Source organism: Geminicoccus flavidas (genome assembly GCF_009806515.1).
Taxonomy (GTDB): domain Bacteria; phylum Pseudomonadota; class Alphaproteobacteria; order Geminicoccales; family Geminicoccaceae; genus Geminicoccus; species Geminicoccus flavidus.
On sequence record NZ_WUJP01000034.1, the window covers coordinates 1 to 684 of the forward strand.

Annotated in this window: 2 protein-coding genes and 1 pseudogene; all 3 read left to right on the forward strand. The window is 70.0% G+C overall.

Annotated elements, in window-relative coordinates:
* Window positions 1–104: pseudogene (locus EQG76_RS33205) on the forward strand (histone deacetylase family protein); the annotation flags it as partial.
* Entirely contained in the window at window positions 101–364 is a 264-nt protein-coding gene (locus tag EQG76_RS00825) for an exodeoxyribonuclease VII small subunit (protein WP_159709734.1), read from the forward strand. The pseudogene EQG76_RS33205 and the gene EQG76_RS00825, both read left to right, overlap by 4 nt.
* A 41-nt stretch (window positions 365–405) precedes the next feature.
* On the forward strand, window positions 406–684 hold a 279-nt coding region (locus EQG76_RS31995), incomplete at its 3' end, for a polyprenyl synthetase family protein (RefSeq protein WP_235031146.1).

Here is a 684-nt window from a genome sequence, read left to right on the forward strand (position 1 = left end):
AGGGGCGGGTGGTATCCGTGCTCGAAGGGGGCTACGACACGGGCGCGCTCGCCAGGAGCGTGACCGCGCATCTTCGGGCTCTCGCCGGCGAGGATGGCGCATGACGGGGGAACACGGTCCGGTGGCCGACACCAGCATGCAGGAACTGAGCTTCGAGGCGGCGCTGGGCGAGCTCGAGAAGCTCGTCCAGGAGCTGGAGCGCGGCCAGCTCGACCTGGACGAGGCGATCTCCGCCTATGAGCGCGGCACTGCGCTGAAGGAGCTGTGCCGGCAGAAGCTGGCGGACGCCCAGATGCGGGTTGAGAAATTGTCGGTGAACGCTTCGGGCGAAGCACGCGTAGAACCGTTCGACCCCACCCGCTGACTACCAACTTGCCGACCTAGCCCGCCAAGCTGGACGCCGCCGTGCTCAGGCCCTTCCTCGAAGAAACCGCAGCCATCGTCGAGGGCGAGATCGACCGCCTCCTGGGTGATCCCGCCCAGCAGGCGGCGCCGCGCCTGGCCGAAGCGATGCGCTACGCTGCTCTGGGGGGCGGCAAGCGGCTGCGGGCGGCCCTGGTGCGCGCAGTGGCACAGGCGCTGGCCAGGGGCACGGCCGATCCGCCCTGGGAGACCACCGCCGCGGCGGTCGAGGTGCTCCACGCCTATTCGCTGGTGCATGATGACCTGCCCGCCATGGACGAC